This is a genomic window from Acidihalobacter aeolianus (assembly GCF_001753165.1).
Lineage (GTDB): Bacteria > Pseudomonadota > Gammaproteobacteria > DSM-5130 > Acidihalobacteraceae > Acidihalobacter > Acidihalobacter aeolianus.
The window spans coordinates 3,209,011-3,234,487 of the sequence record NZ_CP017448.1; the positions used below are offsets into that span (position 1 = coordinate 3,209,011).

25 protein-coding genes are annotated in these 25,477 nt (G+C 65.4%); 14 read left to right on the top strand and 11 right to left on the bottom strand.

The features are described from left to right. Positions 1 to 27 precede the first annotated feature (27 nt). From trkA to def, 7 genes are all read right to left on the bottom strand, one after another. A complete protein-coding gene (trkA, locus tag BJI67_RS14985; protein WP_070073721.1) occupies positions 28 to 1,401 on the bottom strand; it encodes a Trk system potassium transporter TrkA in 1,374 nt (457 codons plus the stop codon). A gap of 16 nt (positions 1,402 to 1,417) precedes the next feature. Continuing rightward, entirely contained in the window at positions 1,418 to 2,785 is a 1,368-nt protein-coding gene (locus BJI67_RS14990; protein WP_070073722.1) for a sigma-54-dependent transcriptional regulator, read from the bottom strand. Further along, positions 2,782 to 4,989, bottom strand: coding sequence for an ATP-binding protein (locus tag BJI67_RS14995; RefSeq protein WP_070073723.1), 2,208 nt, complete (start codon positions 4,987 to 4,989; stop codon positions 2,782 to 2,784). The genes BJI67_RS14990 and BJI67_RS14995 overlap by 4 nt, the downstream gene beginning before the upstream one ends. Further along, positions 4,974 to 5,555, bottom strand: a complete 582-nt coding sequence (locus BJI67_RS15000; protein WP_070073724.1) for a DUF4390 domain-containing protein — start codon at positions 5,553 to 5,555, stop codon at positions 4,974 to 4,976. Before BJI67_RS15000 ends, BJI67_RS14995 begins: the two co-directional genes overlap by 16 nt. After that, the gene (gene rsmB / locus BJI67_RS15005) at positions 5,552 to 6,901 is read right to left on the bottom strand and encodes a 16S rRNA (cytosine(967)-C(5))-methyltransferase RsmB (protein ID WP_070073725.1); all 1,350 of its coding nucleotides are present in this window, start codon (positions 6,899 to 6,901) and stop codon (positions 5,552 to 5,554) included. The genes BJI67_RS15000 and rsmB overlap by 4 nt, the downstream gene beginning before the upstream one ends. Next, positions 6,864 to 7,802, bottom strand: coding sequence for a methionyl-tRNA formyltransferase (gene fmt / locus BJI67_RS15010; RefSeq protein WP_070073726.1), 939 nt, complete (start codon positions 7,800 to 7,802; stop codon positions 6,864 to 6,866). The genes rsmB and fmt overlap by 38 nt, the downstream gene beginning before the upstream one ends. A gap of 135 nt (positions 7,803 to 7,937) precedes the next feature. Next, positions 7,938 to 8,471 carry a peptide deformylase gene (gene def / locus BJI67_RS15015; protein ID WP_070073727.1) on the bottom strand — a complete coding sequence of 178 codons (534 nt, stop codon included), beginning with the start codon at positions 8,469 to 8,471 and terminating at the stop codon, positions 7,938 to 7,940. Between the two features lie 162 nt (positions 8,472 to 8,633). On the opposite strand from def, the gene BJI67_RS15020 reads away from it, so the two are divergent. From BJI67_RS15020 to BJI67_RS15060, 9 genes are read left to right on the top strand one after another with little or no spacing between them, the layout of a single operon-like run. Further along, the gene (locus BJI67_RS15020; protein WP_156782169.1) at positions 8,634 to 9,791 is read left to right on the top strand and encodes a LysM peptidoglycan-binding domain-containing protein; all 1,158 of its coding nucleotides are present in this window, start codon (positions 8,634 to 8,636) and stop codon (positions 9,789 to 9,791) included. Positions 9,792 to 9,798: 7 nt separating this feature from the next. Then, entirely contained in the window at positions 9,799 to 10,902 is a 1,104-nt protein-coding gene (gene dprA / locus BJI67_RS15025) for a DNA-processing protein DprA (RefSeq protein ID WP_070073728.1), read from the top strand. Positions 10,903 to 10,910: 8 nt separating this feature from the next. Then, positions 10,911 to 11,387, top strand: coding sequence for a DUF494 family protein (locus BJI67_RS15030; protein ID WP_070073729.1), 477 nt, complete (start codon positions 10,911 to 10,913; stop codon positions 11,385 to 11,387). Positions 11,388 to 11,410: 23 nt separating this feature from the next. After that, complete coding sequence (locus tag BJI67_RS15035) at positions 11,411 to 13,888, top strand: DNA topoisomerase I (RefSeq protein ID WP_070073730.1); 2,478 nt, start codon at positions 11,411 to 11,413, stop codon at positions 13,886 to 13,888. Between the two features lie 12 nt (positions 13,889 to 13,900). After that, a complete protein-coding gene (locus tag BJI67_RS15040) occupies positions 13,901 to 14,470 on the top strand; it encodes an L-threonylcarbamoyladenylate synthase (RefSeq protein ID WP_070073731.1) in 570 nt (189 codons plus the stop codon). A 10-nt stretch (positions 14,471 to 14,480) separates the two neighbouring features. Continuing rightward, the gene (gene hemF / locus BJI67_RS15045) at positions 14,481 to 15,410 is read left to right on the top strand and encodes an oxygen-dependent coproporphyrinogen oxidase (protein ID WP_070073732.1); all 930 of its coding nucleotides are present in this window, start codon (positions 14,481 to 14,483) and stop codon (positions 15,408 to 15,410) included. A 21-nt stretch (positions 15,411 to 15,431) separates the two neighbouring features. Then, positions 15,432 to 16,439 carry a porphobilinogen synthase gene (gene hemB, locus BJI67_RS15050; RefSeq protein WP_070073733.1) on the top strand — a complete coding sequence of 336 codons (1,008 nt, stop codon included), beginning with the start codon at positions 15,432 to 15,434 and terminating at the stop codon, positions 16,437 to 16,439. A 10-nt stretch (positions 16,440 to 16,449) separates the two neighbouring features. Continuing rightward, positions 16,450 to 17,298 carry a shikimate dehydrogenase gene (gene aroE / locus BJI67_RS15055; protein ID WP_070073734.1) on the top strand — a complete coding sequence of 283 codons (849 nt, stop codon included), beginning with the start codon at positions 16,450 to 16,452 and terminating at the stop codon, positions 17,296 to 17,298. A gap of 56 nt (positions 17,299 to 17,354) precedes the next feature. Next, positions 17,355 to 18,023 (top strand): OmpA family protein, encoded by a 669-nt coding sequence (locus BJI67_RS15060; RefSeq protein ID WP_083250930.1) that lies wholly within the window; start codon positions 17,355 to 17,357, stop codon positions 18,021 to 18,023. A 50-nt stretch (positions 18,024 to 18,073) separates the two neighbouring features. Here the strand turns inward: BJI67_RS15060 and gorA are convergent, their stop codons facing one another. Beyond that, positions 18,074 to 19,432 (bottom strand): glutathione-disulfide reductase, encoded by a 1,359-nt coding sequence (gene gorA / locus BJI67_RS15065; RefSeq protein WP_070074199.1) that lies wholly within the window; start codon positions 19,430 to 19,432, stop codon positions 18,074 to 18,076. A gap of 105 nt (positions 19,433 to 19,537) precedes the next feature. Here gorA and ubiA point away from each other — a divergent pair, with 105 nt between their 5' ends. Beyond that, a complete protein-coding gene (ubiA, locus tag BJI67_RS15070; protein WP_070073735.1) occupies positions 19,538 to 20,449 on the top strand; it encodes a 4-hydroxybenzoate octaprenyltransferase in 912 nt (303 codons plus the stop codon). On the opposite strand, the gene BJI67_RS15075 is transcribed toward ubiA, so the two are convergent. Further along, a complete protein-coding gene (locus tag BJI67_RS15075; RefSeq protein ID WP_070073736.1) occupies positions 20,431 to 21,165 on the bottom strand; it encodes a ComF family protein in 735 nt (244 codons plus the stop codon). The two genes, ubiA and BJI67_RS15075, sit on opposite strands and share 19 nt — an antisense overlap. A 71-nt stretch (positions 21,166 to 21,236) precedes the next feature. On the opposite strand from BJI67_RS15075, the gene BJI67_RS15080 reads away from it, so the two are divergent. The 3 genes from BJI67_RS15080 to bioF are packed head-to-tail and all read left to right on the top strand — an operon-like array spanning position 21,237 to position 23,812. After that, complete coding sequence (locus tag BJI67_RS15080) at positions 21,237 to 21,635, top strand: hypothetical protein (RefSeq protein WP_070073737.1); 399 nt, start codon at positions 21,237 to 21,239, stop codon at positions 21,633 to 21,635. Positions 21,636 to 21,637: 2 nt separating this feature from the next. Next, positions 21,638 to 22,627, top strand: a complete 990-nt coding sequence (bioB, locus tag BJI67_RS15085; RefSeq protein WP_070073738.1) for a biotin synthase BioB — start codon at positions 21,638 to 21,640, stop codon at positions 22,625 to 22,627. 3 nt (positions 22,628 to 22,630) lie between these two features. Next, the gene (gene bioF / locus BJI67_RS15090) at positions 22,631 to 23,812 is read left to right on the top strand and encodes an 8-amino-7-oxononanoate synthase (RefSeq protein WP_070073739.1); all 1,182 of its coding nucleotides are present in this window, start codon (positions 22,631 to 22,633) and stop codon (positions 23,810 to 23,812) included. Here the strand turns inward: bioF and radC are convergent. Both radC and BJI67_RS15100 read right to left on the bottom strand, forming a co-directional pair. After that, positions 23,805 to 24,476 carry a RadC family protein gene (gene radC / locus BJI67_RS15095; RefSeq protein ID WP_070073740.1) on the bottom strand — a complete coding sequence of 224 codons (672 nt, stop codon included), beginning with the start codon at positions 24,474 to 24,476 and terminating at the stop codon, positions 23,805 to 23,807. The two genes, bioF and radC, sit on opposite strands and share 8 nt — an antisense overlap. 56 nt (positions 24,477 to 24,532) lie before the next feature. After that, positions 24,533 to 25,024, bottom strand: coding sequence for a Crp/Fnr family transcriptional regulator (locus BJI67_RS15100; RefSeq protein WP_083250931.1), 492 nt, complete (start codon positions 25,022 to 25,024; stop codon positions 24,533 to 24,535). A 97-nt stretch (positions 25,025 to 25,121) separates the two neighbouring features. Between BJI67_RS15100 and BJI67_RS17585 the strand changes: the two genes are divergently transcribed. After that, a complete protein-coding gene (locus BJI67_RS17585) occupies positions 25,122 to 25,472 on the top strand; it encodes a hypothetical protein (protein ID WP_156782170.1) in 351 nt (116 codons plus the stop codon). Positions 25,473 to 25,477: the final 5 nt, after the last annotated feature.

A 25,477-nucleotide genomic window follows, 5' to 3' on the forward strand; every position in this document is an offset into this window, starting at 1 on the left:
GTCGCGGCGTCGCTTCGCCGCTACGGATCAGAGGAAGGTCACGTCCACCTGGAACAGCCGCTCGACCTCGTTGATCCGCGAGCGGTCCACCAGAAACAGAATGACGTGGTCTTCGGCCTCGATGATGGTATCGCTGTGCGCCACCAGCGCCTCCTCGCCGCGCACCACCGCGCCGATGGTCGCGCCCTTGGGCAGCTTGATCTCGTCGATGCGCCGTCCGACCACGCGCGAGGTCTTGCGGTCGCCGTGGGCGACTGCCTCGATCGCCTCAGCCGCGCCGCGGCGCAGCGAATGCACCGCGACCACGTCGCCGCGGCGCACATGCGCAAGCAAGGCACCGAGCGTGATTTGCTGCGGCGAGATCGCCACGTCGATGATGCCGCTCTCGACCAGATCCACATAGGCAGTGCGGTTGATCAGCGCCATCACCTTGCGTGCGCCGAGTCGCTTGGCCAGCATCGCGGAGAGGATGTTGGCCTCGTCGTCGTTGGTCAGGGCGCAGAATACATCGGTGGCCTCGATGTTCTCCTCGAGCAGCAGTCCCTCGTCGGCCGCGTCGCCGCGCAGGACCATTGCCTTGTCGAGGGTCTCGGAGAGGTAGCGCGCGCGATTCGCGTTGTGCTCGATGATCTTGACCTGATAGCGCGCCTCCAGGCGCTCGGCCACACGCTTGCCGATGTTGCCGCCGCCCGCGAGCACGATGCGCTTGTAGGACTTGTCGAGCTTGCGCAGTTCGCTGGTGATCGCACGGATGTTTTTCTTCGCGGCAATGAAAAAGACCTCGTCGTCGGCCTCGATGATCGTATCGCCCTGCGGGAAGATAGGCTTGTCGCGACGGAATATGGCCGCCACCCGGGTCTGGATGCCCGGCATGTGCTCGGCCAGCGTGCGCAATTCGTTGCCGACCAGCGGACCGCCGTAATAGGCGCGCACCGCGACCAGCGACACCTTGCCTTCGGCGAAGTCGAGCACCTGCAACGCGCCGGGATGCTCGATCAGACGTTGCACGTAGTTTGTGACCAGCTCCTCGGGGCTGATCAGCACGTCGATCGGTAGGGCCTCCTGCGCAAACAGGCTGGTATATGTGAGATATTCATTGGCCCGCACGCGCGCGATCTTGGTGGGTGTGCGGAACAGGGTGTAGGCGATCTGGCAGGCGACCATATTGGTCTCGTCGCTGCTGGTCACGGCGACGATCATGTCGGCGTCGCGCGCACCCGCCTGTTCCAGCACGTCCGGATGTGAGCCGTGGCCAACCACGGTGCGCAGGTCGAGCCGGTCCTGCAGCTCATGCAGCACGTCGGCGCGGGTATCCACCAGGGTGATGTCGTTGGCCTCCTTGGCCAGGTGGTGCGACAGGGAACCGCCGACTTGCCCTGCGCCGAGCACGATGATCTTCATGATTGCATCCCATCCCCTACGGGCGTTTCCGCCGTTCCTTGCGCGGCTCGATGCCCAGCGCCCTCAACTTGCGATACAGGTGCGTGCGTTCGACGCCCGCGTGTTCGGCCAATCGCGAAATATTGCCGCCCATCTCCGTCAGCCAGTGCACCAGATAGGCGCGCTCGAAACGCTCGCGCGCGTCCTTGAGCGACAGCTCGAACAACTCGCCGTACCCCGAGGGCACCTCACTCAGGGCGCTGTCGGCCTGCAGGCGCAAGCTGCGCAGGGCCTCCTCCGCCTCGGCCGGCTCGATTTCCGTCGTCTGTCCGCTGGCCAGGACCAGTCGGATCAGAGCGCGCAATTCGGCAATGTTCCCCGGCCAATGGTGATAGCGTAGGAAATTCTGCGAGGCCACGGTGAAGTGCCGGTAGCTCAGACCCTCGTCCTGATGCAGGCGGTCGGTATGATACTGCAGCAGTTCGGGCACGTCCTCGACATGCTCGCGCAGCGGCGGCACGCGGATCTGACCGGTGCGGAAATCCGCCGCCAGCTCGCCGATCAACCGCCCACGCTCCACCGCCTCATCCAGACCCTCCGGTCCCAGTAGGGTCGCCATCAGGCGCACGTCCAGATCACGTGCCTCCGGCAGCTCGAGCGCGTCGCACAAACGACTCTGCTGTTCCAGCGACAGACGCAGCAGGTCACCCAAGTACAGGCTGCCGCCATTGGCCGCCCGCATGATTTCCAGCAGCGATTCCAGATGCGTGGCTTCCATGGCCGCGTCGAAACGCTCCGCCCATTCGGGTTCTGTCAGATCCACCAGCGGGCCACCAGGTCGACGCCCCGTACCATGCAGCACGCGCAATAACGTGGTTCGGCCAGAGCCGGGCTCGCCCACCGCCACCACCGGTTCATGACGCGGCGCAAGCAATTCGACGCGGGCGCGCAGGGCGCGCATCACGGCACTCGATCCGACCAGCTGGGGCGCGCGCTCGCGCGAGGCACCGGCCGGGGGCATCTGCCGTCCGGCACGCCCCATCTCGATGCCACGCCTCACCGTCATCAGCAGTCGCGTCAGCGAGATGGGTTTCTCGATGTAGTCGAACGCGCCGTGACGTGTCGCCTCGACGGCCGTCTCCACCGTACCGTGGCCGGACATCATCACGACCACGAAGGCCGGCTGCTTTTCCACGTTCCACGACTTGAGCAGAGTGACGCCATCCTCCTCCGGCATCCAGATGTCCAGCAGGACCAGATCCGGCACCTGGCGCCGTACCGCCGCACGCGCCTGTGCCGCGTTGGCCGCGACCATGACCCGGTAGCCCTCATCCTCCAGAATCTCCTGCAGTAATCGACGGATCTCCGGCTCGTCGTCGACCACCAAGATGTATTCCCCGCTCATAACTCCTCCATCGGCTTGCGCCAGCGCGGCAGGCGCACCACCAGGCAGGTACCGCCTCCGGCTCCGGGTTCCGCCCAGACCGTGCCGTTGTGTTCTTCCACGATTTTCTTGACGACGGCCAAACCCAGCCCGCTACCGCCGGCCTTACCGCTCACATAAGGTTCGAAGATCTGTCCGCGCAACTGATCCGGGATGCCGCTGCCGTTGTCGCTGACACGCAGCTCCATAAACGTCTGATCATCACGTGCGACCAGCCCTGTCGTCACTCCAACCTTGCCCTTGCGCTTGCCCTGAACCGCCTCCACCGCATTTTTCAGCAGATTGTGCAGCAACTGGCGCAGGCGCACGGGATCCGCGTAGAGCAACCCCACCTCTTCGCCAGGGACGAATTCCAACGCCACGCCGGGATGTGCGCCGTAGAGCTCGATCACCTCCGCCACCGCCGCATTGAAATCCACTTCGCTGAGCTGCATCATCGGTGCCCTGGCGTATTCGCTGAAGGCATTCACCAGCTGCTTCATGCTCTCGACCTGCTGCACGATGGTATCGGTGGAACGTTCCAGCATCCGTGCGTCACCGCCGCTGACGTGGGGCATCAGCTTGCGACGGAGTCGTTCCGCGGAAAGCTGGATCGGTGTGAGCGGATTGCGTACCTCATGTGCCAGTCGCCGCGCCACCTCACCCCATGCCGCGTCGCGCTGTGCGCGGATCAGCGCGGTGATGTCATCGAATACGATCACGCTACCGCCCCCGATGCCCGCTTCCCCAGGCTGTTCGGGCAATTTTGCCCCACGGCAAATGAGCACCTTGCGGCCGTTTTCGCCGAACAGTTCGACCTCCTGTTCCCATGAGTCCGAGAACCCGATCAGGCGTCCCGCGATCGCCTGGTAAAGGCCGTAGACGAGGTGGGTATTACTGCTTATGTCGGCAAGCCGGCGCCCCAGAAACGCATCCAGCGAGGTTTCCAGAATGTGCACCGCAGCGGCGTTGGCGGTACGCAGCACCCCGTTGCGATCGATCGTGAGCACACCGGAGGAAAGATGCTCCAGAACCGTCTGTAGGTAACGCCGCTGCCTATCCAGCTGCCTGCGGCCGCGCTCGGTTTCCTCATGTCCGCTGAGCAGGCGCGTGGTCATCTCGTTGAACGAGCGCGCCACCTGACCTAGTTCGTCGGTACGCGTCAATGGGAGCTTGGCCTGCAGATCGCCGCCAGCCACCAGCCGAATGGCGTCAATCAGCTGCCGAATCGGCTGAATCACGCGCCGCGCGGCGAACAGCGCGGCCCATACCGCGGCCAGTATCGAGATCAGCAGCACCAACGAAAGCGTGAGCACGAAGCTCTGCTTGAGTGGGGTGCGCAGGAAAGCGAGTTCCTGGTAGTGGTCGTAGGCATCCTGTACCTGCGAGGCCAGTTCTCCGGTTCTCTCCGGCACCTGATATACGGCCTGCAGCATCCGCGGCGGCTGCAGCGCCTCCACCGATCCCGGCGGCGCGGGAATCGCCACCAAGACACGTATCTGCAGGCGATGTCCACCCTCGGGTTCCAGCCCGGCGTAGCTGCCGTCCCGACGATAGCGGCGCAGCGCGTCGGCAGGTGGCAGGCTGGGTACGACCCGGCCCGGCGGATCCGTGGTCGCGGCGATGATGTGGTCGTCGGCCCCGAACACCACGACCTCGCTAGCACGCAGTTGTGCGCGTAGATTGACCAGCGCGACGGGCAGGCGCAGATCCGAGGTACCGGAAAGGCCTTCCGCCGCATTGCTCGTCTGCCGTTTCAACTCGAGCATGCGTTCCTTGAGCGCGCCTCGGCCCAGATCGAGTGCATCGCCCAAGGCCCGCTCAATGTGCACATCGAACCAGCTGTCGATGCCCTGATCGAGGAAACGGATGGAAAACAGGTAAACGACGGAGACGGGAACTAGCGCGATGAGGATGAACAACAACACCAGATGCAGGGTCAGGCGGGCCCCGGCCTCCTGCCGGCGCGCCTGACGTATCGCCCAGAACAAGTTGGCCCCGATCAGAACCGCCAGCGCCAGCATCACTGCCGTATTGAACAGCAGTAGCCAGATGTAGTGGCGGCTGAAGCGTGTGGAATTTTCGACGGCCCCGGACATAGCCAGCACCGACAGCAGCGTCAGGGCGATCAACACGACCGCAGGCCAGGCCCGCAAGGTCAGGCGTTGCTTCACTTCAGCGGACATCGGAACCAATCGCTCGACGGACGCCATGCACCATCCAGAAAAGCGCGCACGCGCAAGGGCAGCGGATAATCGCCGCTGTCCACGCGTACGCGCACGTCAACGACGTAGTGGCGTCGTTTGGCGAGCAAAGTCTGATCCAGCAGCGGGAGGCGATTCAGGTCCGCGATCGAGCGTAGCGCCTCATTCAGGCGCAAGAAGCTGCGCGAAATGCCGGTGTTGAGATTGTCGACGAGAAAGCGCCGGGACAACGCATGATAACGCAGCCGGTAGCTCTGCGTCAGCGTGGCTACGGTGTCATCGAACCACCACCCGCGCGGGTGGATGATCTGGATGTCATAGGCGATCACCACGCTGACGCCATTGGTCAGCGCGTTGCGCAAGGTGCCATCCAGCGGAATTTGCGCCTTGGCATCCAGGTAGTACACCGAATACAGCCGATAGGTGTGGGCGCTCAGAATCCGGAACGTGCTGCTGTCGGCATGGGCGACCGGCGCAAACGAGGCAGCGAACAGGCCAATGGCCGTGCCAACGCCATAGACAAACGCGCGGACCGCCGCGAACCTCACGTCAGTGCCTTGTGCAGACAGGCATAGTAAAAACCGTCCATGCCATCCTCTCCGGGTAGGATTTGCCGGCCATAGGTTACCGCCCGCCCCCAGTCTGCGGAAATCGGTTGCTCAACTGCATCCGCTTGCGCAGGCACGAAACGTTCCACTACCCGCTCGTTTTCCTCACGCAGACTCGAACAGGTGGCATAGACGAGTCTGCCGCCTGGCACCAGCAAGGGCCATAGTGCTTCCAACAGGGCAAATTGGCGCGCCGCCAGCACTTCGATATCCGCCTCTCGCCGTAACAGCTTGATATCCGGATGTCGGCGTATCACCCCGGTCGCCGAGCAGGGGGCGTCGAGCAGGATGCGATCGTATGGTCTGCCGTCCCACCAACTCTCGGGCTGTGCAGCATCGGCCGCGAGCAGGTCCGCCTTCAAACCCAGTCTGGCAAGCGTTTCTTCCACGCGCACCAGCCTGGCAGGATCTATTTCGATGGCCGTCAACTCGACCTCACCACCGGCGCGTTCGAGGACATGAGCTGTCTTGCCACCCGGTGCGGCACAGGCGTCGAGTACCCGCTGACCGGGCATAGGCTCCAGCACGGCGGCAGCCAACTGGGCCGCTTCGTCCTGCACCGAGACCCAGCCCTCCGCGAAACCGGGCAGCGACGTGACGTCGACCGGCTCGGCGAGGATCACGCATTCTGCGCCATGGCGCCCGGCCATGGCCTCGATACCTGCGGCACGCAATCGTTCGAGATAGGCATCGCGGTCCATCTGCATCCGGTTGACCCGCAGGCTCATCGGTGCGCGCGCCAGGTTTGCATCGAGCACGGCTCCCGCCGCTTGCGGCCAGTCCTCGCGCAGACGCGCGATCAGCCAATCAGGATGCGCATAGCGGGCACTGTCCACCGAATCGGCCAACCGCGCCAGTTCGGTCTCCCGCCGCCGCGCGTTGCGCAGCACCCCGTTGACCAGGCGCGCCGCCCAGGGGGGGCCACATGCCCCGGCGAGACGAACGCACTCGTTGACCGCGGCATAATCCGGCGTGCTCAGAAAAAACATCTCGTACAGACCGAGCTGGATGATGCGAGCCACCGGCGCATCGCGCGGACGCAGCGGCTGGGTCACCAGCGCATCGAGCCAGACATCCAGCCGCGGCGCATAACGCAGCACGCCGTATGCGAGCTCGCGCAGCAGTGCGCGCGGCTGCCCCGCATCCAGTTTCCGTTCGGCCTGGGGCAGGGCTTGGCTCAGCGAGCGACCCTCGCGACGCACCGCATCCACGACATCCACGGCAAGCGCCCGCGGGTCCGCCGCCGCCCTAACTGGCGAGCGTCTGGCCAAGCAGGCTACGTCCATTGATGAATTCCGCCGCGCTTTGCGCGCGTTTGCCGGGCAGTTGCAGGCTCAACAGCCGCACGCATTGGTCACCCGCCGCCACATCTATCCCCTCGCGCGACTCCGCGATTACCGTGCCCGGCGGCGCCGTGGCAACGCACTCAAGCGCCCGTGCCAGATGCAGTTTGAGCTTCTGGCCGTTCCAGCCGGTTTCGGCACCCGGCCAGGGATTGAAGGCCTGAATCTTGCGCGCGACCTCATGCGCAGGCCGGGACCAGTCGACCCCCGCCTCGTCCTTGGTTAGCTTGCGCGCATAGCAGGCGGCGGTCTCGTCCTGCGGCTGCGCGTGCACGGCCCCGCCGGCCCACCTTGGCAGGACGTCGAGCAGGGCCGCCGCACCCAGCTCCGCCAGTCGGTCGTGCACGCTACCGCCGGTATCCTCGGGCCGGATATCAGTCGTCCAGAGCCCCAGCATCGGACCGGTATCGAGCCCGGCCTCCATCTGCATGATGGTGACGCCGGTTTGCACATCGCCAGCCTCGATGGCCCGCTGTATCGGGGCCGCACCGCGCCACCGCGGCAGCAAGGAGGCATGAATATTGAGACAGCCCAGACGGGGTAGATCGAGTATGGCTTGCGGCAGAATCAATCCGTAGGCCGCAACCACCATGACATCAGGTCTGTATCCGGCCAAGCGGTCGTAAGCCTCGACATCGCGCAACGTGACAGGTTGCTCAATCGGCAAGCCCAATGCTTCGGCTGCAATCTTCACCGGACTTGGGCGCAATTGTCGGCCGCGTCCAGCAGGACGATCCGGCTGGGTATAGACCGCGGCCAACTCGTAGCCGGTTTCGACCAGCGCACGCAGCGGCGGGACCGCGAAATCCGGGGTGCCCGCATAGACGACCCGTAACGGTGTCATCCGGCACCTCCAAGCAGACTGGATACGGGAGCGGACTGGCAATCCCATGCCGCGGAGTGGGTGAGAACGTGCATCATGATTTCACTGAGCCGTCCTCCCGAAGAAGCGGAATCGGGAAAGACCTGACGGATACGTTCAGACGGCAGGTGTCGCCTCACGGGCCGACTGCGCCTCGTATCTGGACTGCTTCTCCAATTTGGAACGGATACGGTTGCGTTTAAGCGGGGAAAGATAATCGACAAACAGCTTGCCATCTAGGTGATCGATTTCGTGTTGGATGCAAACGGCCAGCAGGCCATCCGCGTCCAGAGTAAATGTTTCGCCGGACTCGTTGTTCGCCTTCACCCGCACGCGCTCGGCGCGACGCACGGTTTCGTAGTAGCCGGGTACGGACAGACAGCCTTCTTCCATCTCCTCTTCGCCATCCAACGCGATGAGCTCGGGATTGATCAAACACAATGGCTGATCGTGCTCGGCGGAAATGTCGATGACGATGATCCGGCGGTGGATATTCACCTGTGTCGCAGCAAGCCCGATACCCGGCGCGGCATACATCGTCTCGAACATGTCCTTGACGATCTGCCGAATTCCATCGTCAACCTCTTGCACTGGCTTGGCCTTGGTGCGCAAGCGTGTATCAGGAAAATGCAGAATATCGAGAATAGCCATCACAACAGTACCGAAGTTAATTCGTGCAGTCTTGCATGAATCTCTGCTAAAGTAATGATCAGCTTACGGTATAGGCTGACCAGACGCCATGGCAAATGGCATAATCCTGCGCGTAAGCACCGTGCCCTGACATATAAACAGAATGCCATAAGGGGGACCCGAATGCTGGCCCTGCGATTCCGCCTGACCGCCACCGCCCCGGCGTCACTGATGATTGTAACGCTTCTTACGGCCGGATGCGCCAGCGCACCCCAGAAGCCGGCTGCACCTCCCGCACCTCCTCCGGCGCCGGCGGCCAAGCCGCTGCCTCCGGCACCCGTGCCCGCGGCCCAGCCGATCCAGATCAAGCCGACCGCGCCCAAGCACTACGTGGTGAAAAAGGGCGACACGCTCTGGGATATCGCCAAGCGCTTCCTCAATACGCCCTGGAACTGGCCGGAAATCTGGTACGACAACCCGCACATCAAGAATCCTCACTGGATCTATCCGGGTGACGTGCTGACGCTTTACTACGTCAACGGACAGCCGCGGATCAGCGTGACCGGCGGGCCGCGCGTCAGCAGCATCAAGACCGTCGTGCTCAAGCCCAGCGTCGAATATCAAAAGCTGCCGAAGACCGAGCATCCGATCCCGATCCAGACGATCACGCCGTTCCTGGTGCACCCACGTGTCGTGCCTGTGGACATATTCGACAAGGCGCCGCATATCGTCGCCGCCGCAGACAGCAGAATTCTCTATGACAGCGGCAACCGCGTGTACGTGCGTGGGCTGAAGTCCGATGCAAAGCAGAACTGGTACAGCGTCTACCGCCCGGGCGGGGTGCTCAAGGACCCCAAGACCGGTGAAGTGATCGGCCATCAGGTGCTTTATCTGGGAGACATCCACATCCTCAAGCGGGGTCGGATCGCGACCGGCATCCTGGAACATACCCGCGAGGAGGTGACCGCCGGCGACCGCCTGCTGCCCTTGGTGCGCAAGCATTACAACTACACCTTCATGCCGACCGCGCCGAAAACCACGATCAATGCGCAGGTGATCGCCCTGTTCAATTCAATCAGCATGGTCGGGCAATACCAGGTCGTGGTTCTCGATACCGGAACGCGCGATGGTCTAAGACGTGGTGATGTGCTGGCCGTCGACCAGTACGGCCGCATGATCGTCGACCGTTATGCAACCCGCCAGGAATCACGCGACGTACGCCTGCCCAACCAAAAAGTTGGTCTGGTCATGGTGTTCCGCACCTTCAAACGCATCAGCTACGCCCTGGTCATGTCCGCTACCGACCCCATCATGGTGGGCGATCTGGTTCACAACCCCTGACCCTCATATGGCCGACGGCGAACTGGCCGCCTGGCTACGACTGCTCCGCGCGCCCGGCCTTGGCGCGCGGAGCGCCGGTCGATTGCTGACGGTCGCAGGCGGCCCCGAATCGGCCCTTAACGCCTCCGCCCGCATCATCGCCGAGGCTGGCCTTTCCGCCGATATCCTCCGCACCCTCGAAACCGCCTCCACAATCGATGTCGACGCCGACCTGGCCTGGGCCGATGGCGCAGACAGGCACCTGATTCCGCTGACCGACATCCGCTACCCCCCGGCACTCAGGGAAATCCCCGACCCACCGCTTCTGCTCTACGCCATGGGTGACTGCGAGCTGCTGCATCATCCGCAACTAGCCATCGTCGGCACGCGCCACCCCAGCCCCAATGGACGCGACATCGCCCACGCCTTCGCCAAGCATCTTGCCGGCGCCGGACTCGGCATCACCTCCGGTCTTGCGCTTGGCATCGACGGCGCGGCCCATGAGGGTGCATTGGATGCCGAAGGCATCACCATAGCGGTCGCGGCCACCGGCCTGGATCGTGTGTACCCGGCCGCCCATCGGGGCCTCGCTCGCCGTATCGTTCAGAGTGGCATCATGATTTCCGAGGCGCCGCTCGGCACGCATGTTTCACGGAGCGCCTTCCCCCGACGCAACCGCATCATCAGCGGGCTCAGCCTCGGCGTACTCGTGGTAGAAGCTGCACGGCAAAGCGGATCGCTAGTCACCGCCCGACTCGCAACCGAGCAAGGTCGCGAGGTATTCGCCATCCCCGGTTCGATCCACAATCCCATGTCGCGCGGCTGTCACCGGCTGATCCGCGAGGGCGCAAAACTGGTGGAAACGGCTGCCGACGTACTCGAGGAAATAGGCCGGCAATGGTCGCCAGGCACGACCGTGATCCCACCCGCCGCCGTAGTTCAGCGAAATGACGATGAGCACTCACGGCTGCTCCAGACGATGGGTTTCGATCCCGTCGGAGTGGATATGCTGGTTGAGCGATGCGGATTGACCGCAGAGGCCGTTTCCTCCATGCTGCTGATACTTGAGCTTCGTGGACAAGTGGCTGCTGTGGACGGCGGGCGCTACGTCCGCACACCGCAAGGCGACTGAGACAGCGAATGAAAGAATCCGTCCTGGATGTTCTCATGTACCTCTTCGAGCAATACGTCGACGAGGATATGGAAGACCAAGAAGCGGATCGAGAACAGCTCGAATCACGCTTGATCGACGCCGGCTTTCCCAGCAGCGAAATCGACCGTGCTTTCGAGTGGCTCGATGGCTTAGCCGAGCAACATGAAGCCCCGCTGGTCAACACCGTACGGCCCTCGCTGCGCATGTATACGGCCGTGGAACAAACGCGACTCGACAGCGAAATGCGCGGTTTTCTGCTATTCCTGGAGCAAAGCGAAGTACTTACACCCGCCACCCGCGAACTGGTCATCGACCGGGTCATGGCACTGGATGAGGACGAAATCGACCTGGAACAATTGAAATGGGTCGTGCTGATGGTCCTGTTCAACCATCCCGACCGTGAGTTGGCGTACAACGAACTTGAGGATCTGGTGTTCGAAGAAACGCCCTCCTACCTGCACTAGGCCAAACCGCACGCAAGGACGTCATGGGCAAGCACCTGATCATCGTTGAATCGCCCGCCAAGGCAAAAACCATCAAGAAGTACCTGGGCAAGGATTTCGAAGTCCTCGCCTCCTATGGCCACGTGCGCGATCTCGTGCCCAAGGAAGGTGCGGTCGATCCGACACAGGACTTCGCGATGCGCTACGAAGTCATTCCGCGCAACCAGAAACACGTCGATGCGATTACCAAGGCGCTCAAGCAGGCTGACGATCTCTATCTGGCCACCGACCCCGATCGCGAGGGCGAGGCCATTTCCTGGCACCTATACGAAATCCTGCGCGAAAGCGGCAAACTGAAGGACAAGCCGGTGCACCGCGTGGCGTTCTACGAAATCACGCGCCAGGCGGTCAACGACGCGATCAGCCACCCGCGCACCCTGTCGAACGACCTCATCGACGCCCAGCAGGCGCGTCGCGCGCTCGACTATCTCGTCGGCTTCAACCTTTCCCCGCTGCTCTGGCGCAAGATCCGTCGCGGTCTCTCCGCCGGACGCGTGCAGAGTCCGGCTCTGCGCATGATCGTGGAGCGCGAAGAGGAAATAGAACGCTTCGTGCGCCAGGAATACTGGACCGTGGATGCCAGACTGACGCACCCGGATACCCCGTTTTCCGCGCGCCTGACCCATCTGGGCGGGCGCAAGCTGGAACAATTCGACATCGGCGATGTGAATGCCGCGGATGCCACGCGTGAGTCGCTGCTGACGGCGGCCTCCGGGCACCTCGAAGTCGCCAAGGTGGAAAAGAAGCAGCGGCGCCGCAACCCGGCCCCGCCCTTCACCACCTCCACCCTGCAGCAGGAAGCCGCGCGCAAGCTCGGCTTCAGCACGCGACGCACCATGCAGGTGGCGCAGAACCTTTACGAGGGCATCGATCTCGGCGCCGGGCCGATCGGCCTGATCACCTACATGCGTACCGACTCGGTGAACCTCGCCGACGAGGCCGTGGCCGAGATCCGCACGCTGATCGCCGAGCGCTACGGCAAGGACGCCGTGCCGGCCAGTCCCAACCGCTACCGCACGAAATCCAAGAACGCGCAGGAGGCTCACGAGGCCGTCCGCCCAACCTCGGCCGCACGTCTGCCCGAAGAGCTGCGTGCACGGCTGACCCAGGACCAGTTCCGCCTCTACGAACTGATCTGGAAGCGCACCGTCGCCTGCCAGATGATCCACGCCACGCTCGATACGGTCAGCGTCGATCTCGCGGGCGGCGAGGGCAACATGTATCGCGCGACGGGATCGGCACTGCGCGATCCCGGTTTCATGGCCGTGTACCGCGAAGGGCTGGACGACGCCGAACAGGAAAACGACAATCGCCTGCTGCCGGTGATGTCCGAGGGCGACAGCCTGCCGCTGGAAGACATCCTCACCGAACAGCATTTCACCGAGCCGCCGCCGCGCTACAGCGAAGCGAGCCTGGTGAAGGCTCTGGAGGAGCATGGCATCGGCCGGCCTTCCACCTACGCTGCGATCATCTCTACCCTGCAGAGCCGCGAGTATGTGGAACTGGAAAGCCGCCGCTTCTACCCGACCGATGTCGGACGCGTGGTCAACCGCTTCCTGACGCAGCATTTCACGCGCTACGTGGATTACGACTTCACCGCCCGCATGGAGGATTCGCTGGACGAAATCTCCCGCGGCGAGAAGAACTGGATCCCGGTGCTGCGCGAGTTCTGGGAGAACTTCCATGCCCAGGTCGAGGACCGCGCGCAGTCGGTGAGCCGCGACGAGGCCCTGCAGGCACGCGAAATCGGCATCGACCCCGAGAGCGGCAAGCCGGTCAGCGTGCGCATGGGGCGCTACGGACCCTTCGCCCAGATCGGCAGCCGCGACGACGAGGACAAGCCCCGTTTCGCCGGTCTGCGCCCTGGGCAGAAGATGGATACGATCACGCTCGAGGAAGCGCTCAAGCTGTTCGATCTGCCGCGGCATCTCGGCGAAACGGCCGAAGGTAAATCGATCGACGCCAACATCGGTCGCTTCGGCCCCTACGTGAAATACGGCACGAAATATTGCTCGATCAAGGGCGACGACGACCCCTATACCATCACGCTGGAACGCGCACTGGTGCTCATCGAGGAAAAGGAGCGCCTCGAGGCCGAGCGCGTGATCCATCACTTCGAGCGCGAGGACGCGCCTGCCGTGGAGGTGCTGCGCGGCCGCTACGGCCCCTACGTCACCGACGGCGAGCGCAACGCCCGGATACCCAAGGACGTCGAGCCGGAGCAGCTCGATCTCGCCGCCTGCGAAGCGCTGCTTGCCACCGCACCGGTCAAGAAGGCCCGACGCGGTGCAGCCAAGGCCAAGGCGGCGGCCAGCGACAAGGCCGCCCCAAAGAAAGCGACACCAAAGAAAAAGGCCGCCCCGAAGGCAAAGGCCGCCACTGCGGCCAAACCGCGCGCCAAGCGCAAGTCAGCCGACAGCAGCGAGAAAGCCAAGAACAGGGCTACCGCGCGGCAGCGCTGAGCGGCTTCGCCCATGTCCGGACCGCAACCCGCTCCCGCATCGCTGGAGGCCGCCGCTAAGGTTCTGCGCGAGGGCGGCCTCGTCATCTATCCCACGGAGGCGGTCCACGGCATCGGCTGCGACCCCGGCAACCCCGCTGCGCTGGAGCGCCTCCTAGAAGCCAAGCGCAGGCCAGCATCCAAGGGCCTGATCCTGATCGCTGCCGAGGTCGACCAACTCGCCGGATGGATGGGCAAGATGCCCGCCGGCTGTCGCGCGCGCATGCTAGCCAGCTGGCCCGGCCCGCACACCTGGATCGTGCCCGCGGCACCGACCGTCGATCCGCTGCTGCGCGGCGAACACGCGGGCATCGCGGTGCGCGTCACCGCGCACCCCGTTGCCGCGGCACTCTGCCGTGCCTTCGGCGGCGCGATCGTCTCCACCAGCGCGAATCTCAGCGGCCGGCCCACGGCACGTGATCTCGACGAGCTGCGTGCGCAATTCGGCGACAGCATCGATTACTATCTCGAAGGCCCGCTCGGCGGCCGTGACCGCCCGAGCGAAATCCGCGATGCACTGAGCGGGGCCGTGCTTCGCCCCTGAAGGAACGCACATGTCAGCATCAACCGCACCGGACATCGGCGCCATCAGCGAATACCTGCTGAGTCTGCAGGATCGCATCTGCGCCGCATTGGAGGACGTCGACCAAGAGGCTCGCTTCATCACCGACGCCTGGGAGCGGCCCGAGGGCGGCGGCGGACGCAGTCGCGTGCTCGCCGGCGGCACGGTGCTGGAGCAGGCCGGGGTGAACTTCTCCCACGTCCGCGGCGACCGCCTGCCCCCCTCGGCCAGTGCACACCGCCCAGAGCTCGCCGGCCGACGATTCCAGGCGCTTGGCGTCTCGCTGGTGATCCATCCGCGCAACCCGTACGCACCCACCTCGCACGCCAATGTGCGCTGCTTCATCGCCGAGCGCGACGACGCCGAACCGGTCTGGTGGTTCGGCGGCGGTTTCGACCTCACCCCCTACTACGGCTTCGACGAGGACTGCGTGCACTGGCACCGCACGGCGCAGGCGGCCTGCGCCCCGTTCGGCGACGACGTCTACCCGCGCTACAAGGCCTGGTGCGACGAATACTTCTTCCTGCGCCATCGCAACGAACCGCGCGGCGTGGGCGGCCTGTTCTACGACGACCTCAACAGCGGCGACGCCGAGCGCGACTTCGCCTTCATGCGCAGCGTCGGCGACGGCTACCTCGACGCCTACCTGCCCATCCTGCAGCGCCGCAAGGACACGCCTTACGGCGAACACGAACGCGATTTCCAGCTCTACCGCCGCGGCCGCTATGTCGAGTTCAATCTGGTCTACGACCGCGGTACCCTGTTCGGCCTGCAGTCGGGCGGCCGCACCGAATCGATCCTGATGTCGCTGCCGCCCGAAGTGCGCTGGCGCTATGCCTGGACACCCGAACCCGGCAGCGCCGAGGCACGCCTGTACGAGCGCTACCTCCACCCGCGCGACTGGCTGACCGAAACGCCCTGAAGCACACACAGGAACCCTGACATGAGCGAACCCGCCCACTATCCGCTGACCCGCCCGCGCCGCATGCGCCGCGACGACTTCTCCCGCCGCATGATGCGCGAAAACCGCCTGGCAGCCGACGATCTCATCTACCCGGTGTTCGTGCTCGAGGGCCGCGGTCGCCGCGAGGCGGTCGCCTCGATGCCCGGGGTGGAGCGCCTGTCCATCGACCTGCTGGTCGAACGCGCCACCGAGGCCGCCCAACTCGGCATCCCCGCACTCGCGCTGTTCCCGGTCACCCCACCGGAGCACAAGAGCCTGGACGCCACCGAGGCCTACAATCCCGAGGGCCTCGCCCAGCGCGCCGTGCGCGCGCTCAAGTCTGCCGTGCCGGAGCTCGGCATCGTCACCGACGTGGCGCTCGACCCCTTCACCAGCCACGGTCAGGACGGTCTGCTCGACGATTCGGGCTACGTGCTCAACGACGAAACGGTGGAAGTGCTCGTACGCCAGGCGCTGTCCCACGCCGAAGCGGGTGCCGAGGTCGTCGCCCCCTCCGACATGATGGACGGCCGTATCGGCCGCATCCGCGAGGCACTCGAGGCCGCCGGTCATATCCACACCCGCATCCTCGCCTACTCGGCCAAGTACGCCTCCGCCTTCTACGGCCCGTTCCGCGACGCCGTGGGCTCGGCCGCCAACCTCGGCAAGGGCAGCAAGTCGACCTACCAGATGGACCCGGGCAACGGCGACGAGGCCCTGCGCGAGACTGCACTCGACATCGCCGAGGGCGCCGACATGGTCATGGTCAAGCCAGGCCTGCCCTATCTCGACATAGTCCGCCGGGTGAAGGAGACCTTCGCCATGCCGACCTTCGTCTACCACGTCAGCGGCGAGTACGCGATGCTCAAGGCCGCGGCCCAGAACGGCTGGCTGGACGAACGCGCCTGCGTGCTGGAGACCCTGCTGTCGATGAAGCGTGCCGGCGCCGATGGCATTCTCACCTACTACGCCATGGACGCGGCCCGCTGGCTCAGGGAAACCCGCTGACGGCACGCGCATGACCGGAGCAACCGACCAGTATGCGGTGATTGGGCACCCCGTCGCGCACAGCCTGTCGCCGCGCATCCACCGCGCGTTCGCGGCACAGACCGGGCAGGCGCTCGAATATATCGCCATCGAGGCGCCGCTGGACGGCTTCGCCGCTGTCGTAAGCCGCTTCCGCGAGGCCGGCGGACGCGGCCTCAACGTGACCGTCCCGTTCAAGGAGGAGGCCTGGCGCCTGGCCGACGCGCTCGGCGAGGCCGCGCGGGCCGCCGGCGCGGCCAACACCCTCACGCTGGACGCTGCCGAGGGCATCCGCGGCGACAACACCGACGGCGTCGGTCTGCTCACGGACCTCACGGCCAACCTGGGGCTTGCGCTCACCGGCCGCCGCATCCTGCTGCTGGGCGCAGGCGGAGCAGCCAGAGGCGTCGCCGGCCCCCTGCTCGACCAGGCTCCCGAGCTGCTGCTGGTCGCCAATCGCGGTGCCGAACGCGCGACGCGGCTGGCCGCCGACTTTTCAGCCCGCGGCCCGATCCGGGGCACGGCCCTCGACGCACTGGCCGGCGAGCCCCCCTTCGATCTCATCGTCAATGCCACTGCGGCCAGCCTGAGCGGCAGCGCCATCGATCTACCCGAAGGATTGATCTGCGAAGGCACCGTGGCCTACGACATGGTCTATGCCGATGTGGCCACGCCGTTCATGCAGTGGGCCACCTCATGCGGCGCCGTGCGCGCGGTCGACGGACTCGGCATGCTGGTCGAACAGGCGGCCGAATCCTTCCGCATCTGGCGTGGCGTCCGCCCGCAGACGCCGCCCGTCATCGCCGACTTGCGCACCTTTCTGGGCGCCGCCTATGCTTGAGCGAGCGGTGTGAGACCCGCGTTGACCAACAACCCGAATCCTCTGGAGAAAGCATCATGACGCTGCGTAGATTGGTCCCCGTTTCGGCGATGGCGATCACCCTGGGCCTCGCGGGCTGCGCCACCAATCCCTACACCGGACAACAGGAAGTCAGCCACACCGCCATCGGCGCGGGCATCGGCGCGGTGGCGGGCGCCATCCTCGGCAACAACCTCGGCAAGCCCGGCCGCAACACCGCGCTCGCCGCGACGCTCGGCGCCATCGCCGGCGGCTCGGTGGGCTATTACATGGATCGCCAGCAGGCGGAACTGCACCAGCAGTTGCAGGGCACCGGCGTCAGCGTGACCCGCAGCGGCAACGACATCATCCTGAACATGCCGGGTGACATCACCTTTGCCACCAATCAATATCAGATCGCCTCGCAGTTCTATCCTGTGCTCAACTCGGTGGCCAAGGTCCTGATCCACTACCCGAAGACCGCCATCGACGTCGGCGGCTACACCGACAGCACCGGCACCGCCGCCTATAACCAGCAACTCTCGGTCAAGCGTGCGCAGTCGGTGGCCAACTATCTGGTCGCACAGGGCGTGCAGGCCCAGCGTTTTCAGGTAATGGGCTATGGCGAATCCAATCCGATCGCATCCAATGCCACGGCGCAGGGCCGCGCGATGAACCGCCGCGTCACCATCACCTTGGTCCCGATCAGCCAGCCTCCACAAGGCTGAGGTTCAAGCGGCGCGGCGGTACCCGGCCGCCGCGCCGCCCCCGTAATGCGCTAGCGCATCGTGACCAGTTCTTCGGCGCTGGTCGGGTGGATCGCCACGGTATCGTCGAGATCGTGCTTAGTCGCACCCATGCGTATCGCGACCGCGAAGCCCTGCAGCATCTCGTCCGCTCCCGGACCGATGATGTGGCAACCGATCACCTTTTCCCGCGCCCCCACGGTGACGAGCTTCATTGCCGTCTTCACCGCGTGGTCGGTCATCGCGTAATACATCGAGGTGAAGCTGGTCTGATAGACCTTGACCGCATCGCCATGCACCTCGCGGGCCTCGTCCTCGGTGAGCCCAACGGTGCCGATCGGCGGGTGAGTAAACACCACCGTGGCGATATTCTCGTAGTCGAGCCGCCGCTCCGGCTGCCCGCCGAACAACCGGTCGCCGAGCCGCCGCCCGGCCGCGATGGCGACCGGGGTCAGTTCCACACGTCCGGTGATGTCGCCGATCGCGTAGACCCCTGCCACATTGGTGTTCTGGTAGGCATCGACGACCACATGCCCTTCTTCATCCTGAATCACGCCAAGCGCCTCCAGACCCAGGCCGGCCACGGCCGGGTGGCGCCCGACCGCCCACAGCACGGTCTCGAAACCGCCCGAGATGCGTCCGTCGACGCAATGCAGCGACAACCGCCCGTCGTCATCGCGCTGTAGCGACTCGATCCGTGCACGCGGGAATACGGAAACGCCGGCATCGAGCATCGCCTCGGTCAGATGTTCGCGCAGCAGGCTGTCGAAACGGCGCAGCACATGTTCGCCGCGCAGATACAGGGAAACCTCCGTACCCAGTGCGTTGAGCAGCCCGGCCAGTTCGACAGCGATATAACCGGAGCCGATCACGGCCACGCGGTCGGGCAGATGCTCGAGTTCGAAGAAACCGTCCGAGGTGATGCCGAGATCCGCGCCTTCGATTTCCGGTATCACCGGCTCTCCGCCGGTGGCCAGCACGATGTGGTTGGCGGTGTAGCGAACACCATCTACCTCGATCGTGCGTGCATCGACGAGATGTGCCTGACCGCGGATGAGCGCGACGTCGGAATCGTCCAGATAGGTGACGTACCAGCCGTTGATGCCGCTGACGTAAGCATCGCGCTTGGCCTTGAGTTCGGCCCAGTCGAAGGCCGTTTCGCCGACTGAAAAGCCGTAACCGGGTGCGTCCTTCAGCGCATGCGCGAGGCTGGCGCCGTACCACATCACCTTCTTCGGCACGCAGCCGACATTGACACAGGTACCGCCCAGGCGGCGCGATTCGACCACCGCGCAACGCGCACCGTAACGGGCCGCGCGCTCGGCCACCGACAGCCCGCCGCTGCCGCCGCCGATGGCGATCAGATCGAAATGCCGCGGTTCGTTGCTCATCTGTACCTCCATGGAAATACGCAAATGCGCACTTTACCCCGTTATGCGAAGCGATGAGGTGCGTCGCTTGATTTTGAGGGTGCCGGGGTGCGAAAGTCATGCGCCATGGCCGACACCAACCCTCTACTCGCCGCACTCCGGCCGGGACATCCGCTCCGCGAGCGCCTGTGGCAGTATGCGCTGCTCGTGCGCGCCAATCGCCCGATCGGCGCGCTGCTGCTGGTCTGGCCCATGCTCTGGTGCCTGTGGATCGCCGCCGACGGCCGCCCCGATCCCTGGGTGCTCGTGGTGTTTCTCGCCGGCACCTGGGTGATGCGCTCGGCCGGCTGCGCGATCAACGACTTCGCCGACCGCGACTTCGACGGCCACGTCGCCCGTACCCGCCAACGCCCGCTGGCCGCCGGCCGCATCCGCCCCATCGAGGCGATCGGCGTGTTCCTGGCGCTCAGCCTGGTCGCCTTCCTGCTGGTGCTGAGCATGAACCGGGAGACGGTGTACCTCTCCTTCGGCGGGGTCGCGCTGGCGGCGAGCTATCCCTTCATGAAGCGCTTTCACCACCTGCCCCAGGTGCATCTCGGCGCCGCCTTCGGCTGGGCCGTGCCCATGGCCTGGACCGCACAGACCGGCGCATGGCCCAGCCCGCTCGCCTGGCTGATCTTCATCGCCGCGGTACTGTGGGCGACCATCTACGACACCATGTACGCCATGGCCGACCGCGAGGACGATCTCAAGATCGGGCTCAAGTCGACGGCCATCCTGTTCGGCGACGCCGACCGGCTGATCATCGGCGTGCTGCAGGTAATGATGATGGTCGCGCTCTATCTGATCGGTCGCGACGCGCATCTGGGCTGGCCCTACGCCCTCGCCCTGGTCGTGGCAGCGGGCATGTTCGTCTACCAGCAACTGCTCATCGCCTATCGCGTGCCCGAATTCTGCTTCCGCGCCTTCATGCACAACAACTGGTTCGGTTTCACAGTATTCGCCGGCATCGTCCTGTCCTATCTGCTGCGTGCCTGACCGGCACGCGCAAAGCTCCACACCTCCACGCGACTGGCACCCGCACGGCGCAGCACGCGGGCCAGTTCCTCGACCGTGGCCCCGGTGGTCATCACGTCGTCGACGATCGCCACCGACCCGCTCAGACGCCGCCCGCGCCGCATCGCGAAGACCCCGCGCACGTTGGCGCGCCGGCGGCGGGCCGGGAGCGTCATCTGCGGCGGCGTGGCCCGCTGACGGCGCACGCCGAACGCCTCGACCCGCACCCCGAAATGGCGTGCCAGCTCGCGTGCCAGCTCCAGCGACTGGTTGTAGCCGCGCCCGCGCAGGCGGGCCGTATGCAGCGGAACCGGGATCAGCAACGGCGGCGGGCGTCGCCCATCGGCCACGGCCGCACGCCGGAACAGCTCGCCGAGCAGACGGGCATTGGCGAGCCTGCCGCGAAACTTGAACTCCGCTATCAGCCGGTCGACCGGTGGCGCATAGCGGTATGGGGCGTAGACCGCGGCGTAGGGCGGAGGTCGGCGTACGCAGCGGCCGCACACGCTGCCCGCCGCCTCCGCCGGCAAGGGTCTGCCGCAAGACGGACAGGCCTGCTCCACCCGTGGCAGATCGGCCTCGCAACCCACACACAAGTCGAGGCCGGGCTGACCGGCGTCGCCGCACAACGCGCAAACCTGCGGATACAGCCGCTCCAGGAAACCACCCCACAGCCTGCGTGCCGACCCATGATCCATAGCGCCCCCCCCAAGTTGACATGACAGAGTCCGCCGTTAGACTCCCCTCACACACGTCAGATAGGCCGTGCATGACCGAGGCCAGCGCCACACCCAGATCGATCAGCGCCCGCTCGGCGCGCAACGCCGCGACTCTGTTCAACTATGGCAACATCGCGGCCTTTCTGCTGCCGTTTCCGCTGGTGATCTTCTGGTTCGGCGCCTCGATGTTCATCTACGCCATGAACCGCCAGCATCCCAACCCGCGGGTCGGCCATTACACCCAGATCGCCGCTTACCGCTTCTACGCCATGACCGGATTCCTGATCGTCGCCGGCACCTATTTCCCGCCCCGGCTGTCACATTTTCTGATCTACTGGGGGGTATCCGCGGCTATCATGATCCCCTGGTCGATCTACGACCTGATCCGCATCCACCGGGAATGCTGGGAGGATACCCCCCTCGCGCCCACTGCACAGACGCCGGAATGACCATGCACACGACCCGCCACGACTGGGCGATCGAAGAGATCGAAACCCTGTTCGACCAGCCCTTCAACGACCTGCTTTTCGCGGCTCAGCAGACCCACCGCGAGCACTTCGACCCCAACGCCGTACAGGTCAGCAGCCTGCTCTCGATCAAGACCGGCGCCTGCCCCGAGGACTGCGCCTATTGTCCGCAGAGCGCACACCACCACACCGAACTGGAACGCGAGCGCCTCCTCCCGCTGGAAGAAGTCGTGGCCGAGGCGCGCGCGGCCAAGGCCAAGGGCGCGACCCGCTTCTGCATGGGCGCGGCCTGGCGCAACCCCACCGACCGCAACCTCGAACGCGTCGCGGAGATGGTCTCGGCCGTCCGTGCGGAAGGGCTGGAGACCTGTGTGACCCTCGGCATGCTTGAGGCCCGTCAGGCCGAACGCCTGAAGGCCGCCGGCCTCGACTACTACAACCACAACCTCGACACCTCGCCCGAGTTCTACGGCAGGATCATCACCACCCGCGTCTACGAGGACCGCCTGAACACCCTCGCACACGTACGCGAGGCCGGCATCAGCGTGTGCACCGGCGGCATCGTCGGCATGGGCGAGTCGCGCCGCGATCGCGCCCGCCTGCTGCAGCAGCTCGCCAATCTCCCGCGTCATCCCGAATCGGTGCCGATCAACAATCTGGTGCAGGTCGAGGGCACGCCGCTGCATGGCATCGAGGCAATCGATCCGCTCGAATTCGTACGCACCATCGCCGCCGCCCGTCTGTTGATGCCGCAGAGCCACGTACGCCTCTCCGCCGGGCGCCTGGACATGAGCGACGAGCTGCAGGCCCTGTGCTTCCTCGCCGGCGCCAACTCAATCTTCTACGGCGAAAAGCTGTTGACCACGGACAACCCCGAAGCGGATCGCGACCGCGAACTGTTCCGCCGGCTAGGCATTCACGCCGCGCCGGCCCACCGCGGAACCGCCGAAACCGCGTCCGCGCAACGGGCCTGAGGCATGTTCGACCTGCACCAGCGGCTGGAGGCGCGTCGCGCCGCCGGACTGCAACGCTTCCGCCGTCAGGTCGAAGGACCAGCCGGACCGCTGCAGCGCATCGACGGACGCGAGATCCTGAGCTTCTGCAGCAACGACTACCTCGGCCTCGCCGGCCATCCGGCAATCGCCGAGGCGCTGCGTCGCGGCAGCCTCGCCTACGGCACCGGCAGCGGCTCGGCGCACCTCATCAACGGGCACTCACGCGCACACCACGCGCTCGAGGAAGCGCTGGCCGAATTCGTCGGCCGGCCGCGCGCGCTGCTCTTTTCCACCGGCTACATGGCCAACCTGGGGACGGTTGCCGCCCTGGTCGGCCGCGGCGACAGCGTGGTCGAGGACCGCCTGAACCACGCCTCGCTGATCGACGCCGGCACGCTCTCCGGAGCGAAACGTTTACGCTACGCCCACGCCGATGTCGACTCCGCCCGCCGCCAGCTCTCCCGCGCGGAAGGCGACACCCTGCTGCTCACCGACGGCGTGTTCAGCATGGACGGCGACGTCGCCCCGCTGCCCGCCCTGGTAGAGGCCGCACGCGAATGCGGCGCCTGGCTGATGGTGGACGACGCCCACGGCATCGGCGTACACGGATCCGGCGGGCGCGGCACCCTGGCCCGCTACGGCCTGGGTCAGCAAGACGCCCCGGTGTTGATGGGCACCCTCGGCAAGGCCCTCGGCACCGCCGGCGCCTTCGTCGCCGGCGACGAGGACTTGATCGAATACCTGATCGGCGCGGCCCGCACCTACCTGTTCACGACCGCAATGCCCGCCGCACTCGCCGAGGCGACACTGCAGGCGTTGACGCTGGCGCGCGAGGAGGAATGGCGCCGCGAACGCCTTAGCGAACTGATCGTCCGCCTGCGCGGCGGCGCCGCGGCGCTCGGCCTGACGCTGATGCCCTCGGACACGCCCATCCAGCCCATCCTCATCGGCGACAGCGCACAGGCGCTGGCAGTCGCGGACGCGCTGTGGGCGCAGGGCATCCTCGTGCCCGCCATCCGTCCACCCACGGTCGCGGAAGGCCAGGCGCGGCTGCGCATCACCCTGAGCGCCGCACACGAACCCGAGCAGGTGGACCGCCTGCTCGAAACCCTGGCCGCCGTCCTCGCCTCGCCCGTCGGTTCGGTCGCCGCCGACGCTACATGAGCCCGCGGTCGGCGAGCGATACCACCGTTTCGCCAACCACCAGATGATCGAGCAGGCGCACGTCGACCAGGGCGAGGGCCTCGCGCAGCCGGCGCGTGATCGCCTCGTCGGCGGCACTCGGGTCGGCCACGCCGGAGGGGTGGTTGTGCGCCACGATCAGCGCCGCGGCATTGTGATGCAACGCACGACGCACGACCTCCCGCGGGTGCACGCTGGCACCGTCGATGGTGCCCTGGAACAGCTCCTCGCAGGCAATGACACGATGCCGCCCGTCGAGAAACAGGCAGGCGAAGGCCTCGCTCGGCCGGTCACGCAGACGCGCGGCCAGATAGCGCCCGGCAGCGTCAGGACCGTCGATCGTCCCACCGCGTTCGAGTTCCTCCCACAAATACCGCCGCGCCATCTCCAGCACCGCCTGCAATTGCACGTATTTCGCCTCGCCTAGTCCCTTGCCGCGGCAAAAATCCTCTCGCGGCGCCGCAAGCAGCGGGCGCAAGCCGCCGAATTCGGCCAGCAGCTCGCGGGCAAGGTCGACCGCACTTTTGCCGCGTACCCCGGTACGCAGAAAGATTGCCAGCAGGTCGGCGTCGCCCAGCGATTCCGCGCCACGTGCGAGCAGACGCTCACGTGGTCGCTCGCCGGCAGGCCAGTCTTTGATGCCCATCGCCCCCCCTTGCACCGAGATTGCGAACCCCATGCAACCCTGTGCGTTTTGTAGTCTCAGGAATATCCGCCCGCTTGTGTGATGTATTTGTTCATCTCAAGGTGATGATGGTTCATGCGCTTGAGTACCTGGTGACCGAGACGCACGATCGCGCGCATCACGTGATAGACGACATGTGGATGCGATTGAACGAGGGACTCGAGGGCCGAACGCTCCAGCGACAGCAGCACCGAATCGCACTCGGTGATCAGCGTGGCCGAATGCGGCGCGCCGTCGACGAAGCCCATCTCGCCGCAGAGTCCGCCAGGACCCATCACGTGCAGCACCAGCGGCTCGCCGCGCGCCACTTCCTGCACCACCCGGATACGCCCCTCGGCGACCACGTAGAGGGTGTGATCCGTCTCGCCTTCGCGCAGCACCACATCGCCTTCGCCGACCTGGCGCAGACCCATGATGCCTTCAAGCACTTCGCAATCGGAAGGCGTGAGGTCCTGGGTTATGGGCGAACCCTTGATATATTCGAGCAAATGCATGTTTTCGGGGACCATGATTACAATACTCCTATGGTGGTTGTGGGTGCCGGTCGGTATTTTTTGTTTTACTCGTGGTGACCGAACAACCGCTCTACTAGTTTAGGCGGATACCATGAAAAATCCCCGCCGAAGCACTCGTTGGTTCACCCTGCGCACGCTGTTGCCTGCCATTGGGCTGTCCCTGGCGGCTCTGCTCGAAGGTTGTGTGCCGGTCTTCCCCGGCCCCCCCGGCATGGGCATGGTGGTTCGCGCCGGCCCACCGCCACCACGAATCGAACTGGTGGCTCCACGCCCCTATGCCGGCGCCATCTGGGTACCCGGACATTGGAGCTGGGTCGGCCGCTGGCAGTGGTACGGCGGTCACTGGGCCCGCCCACCCCATCCACGCTCGCGCTGGGTGCCTGGATACTGGGAACACCGAGGCAGAGGTTGGCTGTACCACCGCGGCTACTGGCACCCTTAGCCGGG

What these genes read in the sequence shown, in the direction of transcription:
- trkA (WP_070073721.1), bottom strand. Translation starts at nt 1,401, where the DNA reads ATGAAGATCATCGTGCTCGGCGCAGGGCAAGTCGGCGGTTCCCTGTCG.
- BJI67_RS14990 (WP_070073722.1), bottom strand. Translation starts at nt 2,785, where the DNA reads ATGAGCGGGGAATACATCTTGGTGGTCGACGACGAGCCGGAGATCCGT.
- BJI67_RS14995 (WP_070073723.1), bottom strand. Translation starts at nt 4,989, where the DNA reads ATGTCCGCTGAAGTGAAGCAACGCCTGACCTTGCGGGCCTGGCCTGCG.
- rsmB (WP_070073725.1), bottom strand. Translation starts at nt 6,901, where the DNA reads ATGGACGTAGCCTGCTTGGCCAGACGCTCGCCAGTTAGGGCGGCGGCG.
- fmt (WP_070073726.1), bottom strand. Translation starts at nt 7,802, where the DNA reads ATGACACCGTTACGGGTCGTCTATGCGGGCACCCCGGATTTCGCGGTC.
- def (WP_070073727.1), bottom strand. Translation starts at nt 8,471, where the DNA reads ATGGCTATTCTCGATATTCTGCATTTTCCTGATACACGCTTGCGCACC.
- BJI67_RS15020 (WP_156782169.1), top strand. Translation starts at nt 8,634, where the DNA reads ATGCTGGCCCTGCGATTCCGCCTGACCGCCACCGCCCCGGCGTCACTG.
- dprA (WP_070073728.1), top strand. Translation starts at nt 9,799, where the DNA reads ATGGCCGACGGCGAACTGGCCGCCTGGCTACGACTGCTCCGCGCGCCC.
- BJI67_RS15030 (WP_070073729.1), top strand. Translation starts at nt 10,911, where the DNA reads ATGAAAGAATCCGTCCTGGATGTTCTCATGTACCTCTTCGAGCAATAC.
- BJI67_RS15035 (WP_070073730.1), top strand. Translation starts at nt 11,411, where the DNA reads ATGGGCAAGCACCTGATCATCGTTGAATCGCCCGCCAAGGCAAAAACC.
- BJI67_RS15040 (WP_070073731.1), top strand. Translation starts at nt 13,901, where the DNA reads ATGTCCGGACCGCAACCCGCTCCCGCATCGCTGGAGGCCGCCGCTAAG.
- hemF (WP_070073732.1), top strand. Translation starts at nt 14,481, where the DNA reads ATGTCAGCATCAACCGCACCGGACATCGGCGCCATCAGCGAATACCTG.
- hemB (WP_070073733.1), top strand. Translation starts at nt 15,432, where the DNA reads ATGAGCGAACCCGCCCACTATCCGCTGACCCGCCCGCGCCGCATGCGC.
- aroE (WP_070073734.1), top strand. Translation starts at nt 16,450, where the DNA reads ATGACCGGAGCAACCGACCAGTATGCGGTGATTGGGCACCCCGTCGCG.
- BJI67_RS15060 (WP_083250930.1), top strand. Translation starts at nt 17,355, where the DNA reads ATGACGCTGCGTAGATTGGTCCCCGTTTCGGCGATGGCGATCACCCTG.
- gorA (WP_070074199.1), bottom strand. Translation starts at nt 19,432, where the DNA reads ATGAGCAACGAACCGCGGCATTTCGATCTGATCGCCATCGGCGGCGGC.
- ubiA (WP_070073735.1), top strand. Translation starts at nt 19,538, where the DNA reads ATGGCCGACACCAACCCTCTACTCGCCGCACTCCGGCCGGGACATCCG.
- BJI67_RS15075 (WP_070073736.1), bottom strand. Translation starts at nt 21,165, where the DNA reads ATGGATCATGGGTCGGCACGCAGGCTGTGGGGTGGTTTCCTGGAGCGG.
- BJI67_RS15080 (WP_070073737.1), top strand. Translation starts at nt 21,237, where the DNA reads ATGACCGAGGCCAGCGCCACACCCAGATCGATCAGCGCCCGCTCGGCG.
- bioB (WP_070073738.1), top strand. Translation starts at nt 21,638, where the DNA reads ATGCACACGACCCGCCACGACTGGGCGATCGAAGAGATCGAAACCCTG.
- bioF (WP_070073739.1), top strand. Translation starts at nt 22,631, where the DNA reads ATGTTCGACCTGCACCAGCGGCTGGAGGCGCGTCGCGCCGCCGGACTG.
- radC (WP_070073740.1), bottom strand. Translation starts at nt 24,476, where the DNA reads ATGGGCATCAAAGACTGGCCTGCCGGCGAGCGACCACGTGAGCGTCTG.
- BJI67_RS15100 (WP_083250931.1), bottom strand. Translation starts at nt 25,024, where the DNA reads ATGGTCCCCGAAAACATGCATTTGCTCGAATATATCAAGGGTTCGCCC.
- BJI67_RS17585 (WP_156782170.1), top strand. Translation starts at nt 25,122, where the DNA reads ATGAAAAATCCCCGCCGAAGCACTCGTTGGTTCACCCTGCGCACGCTG.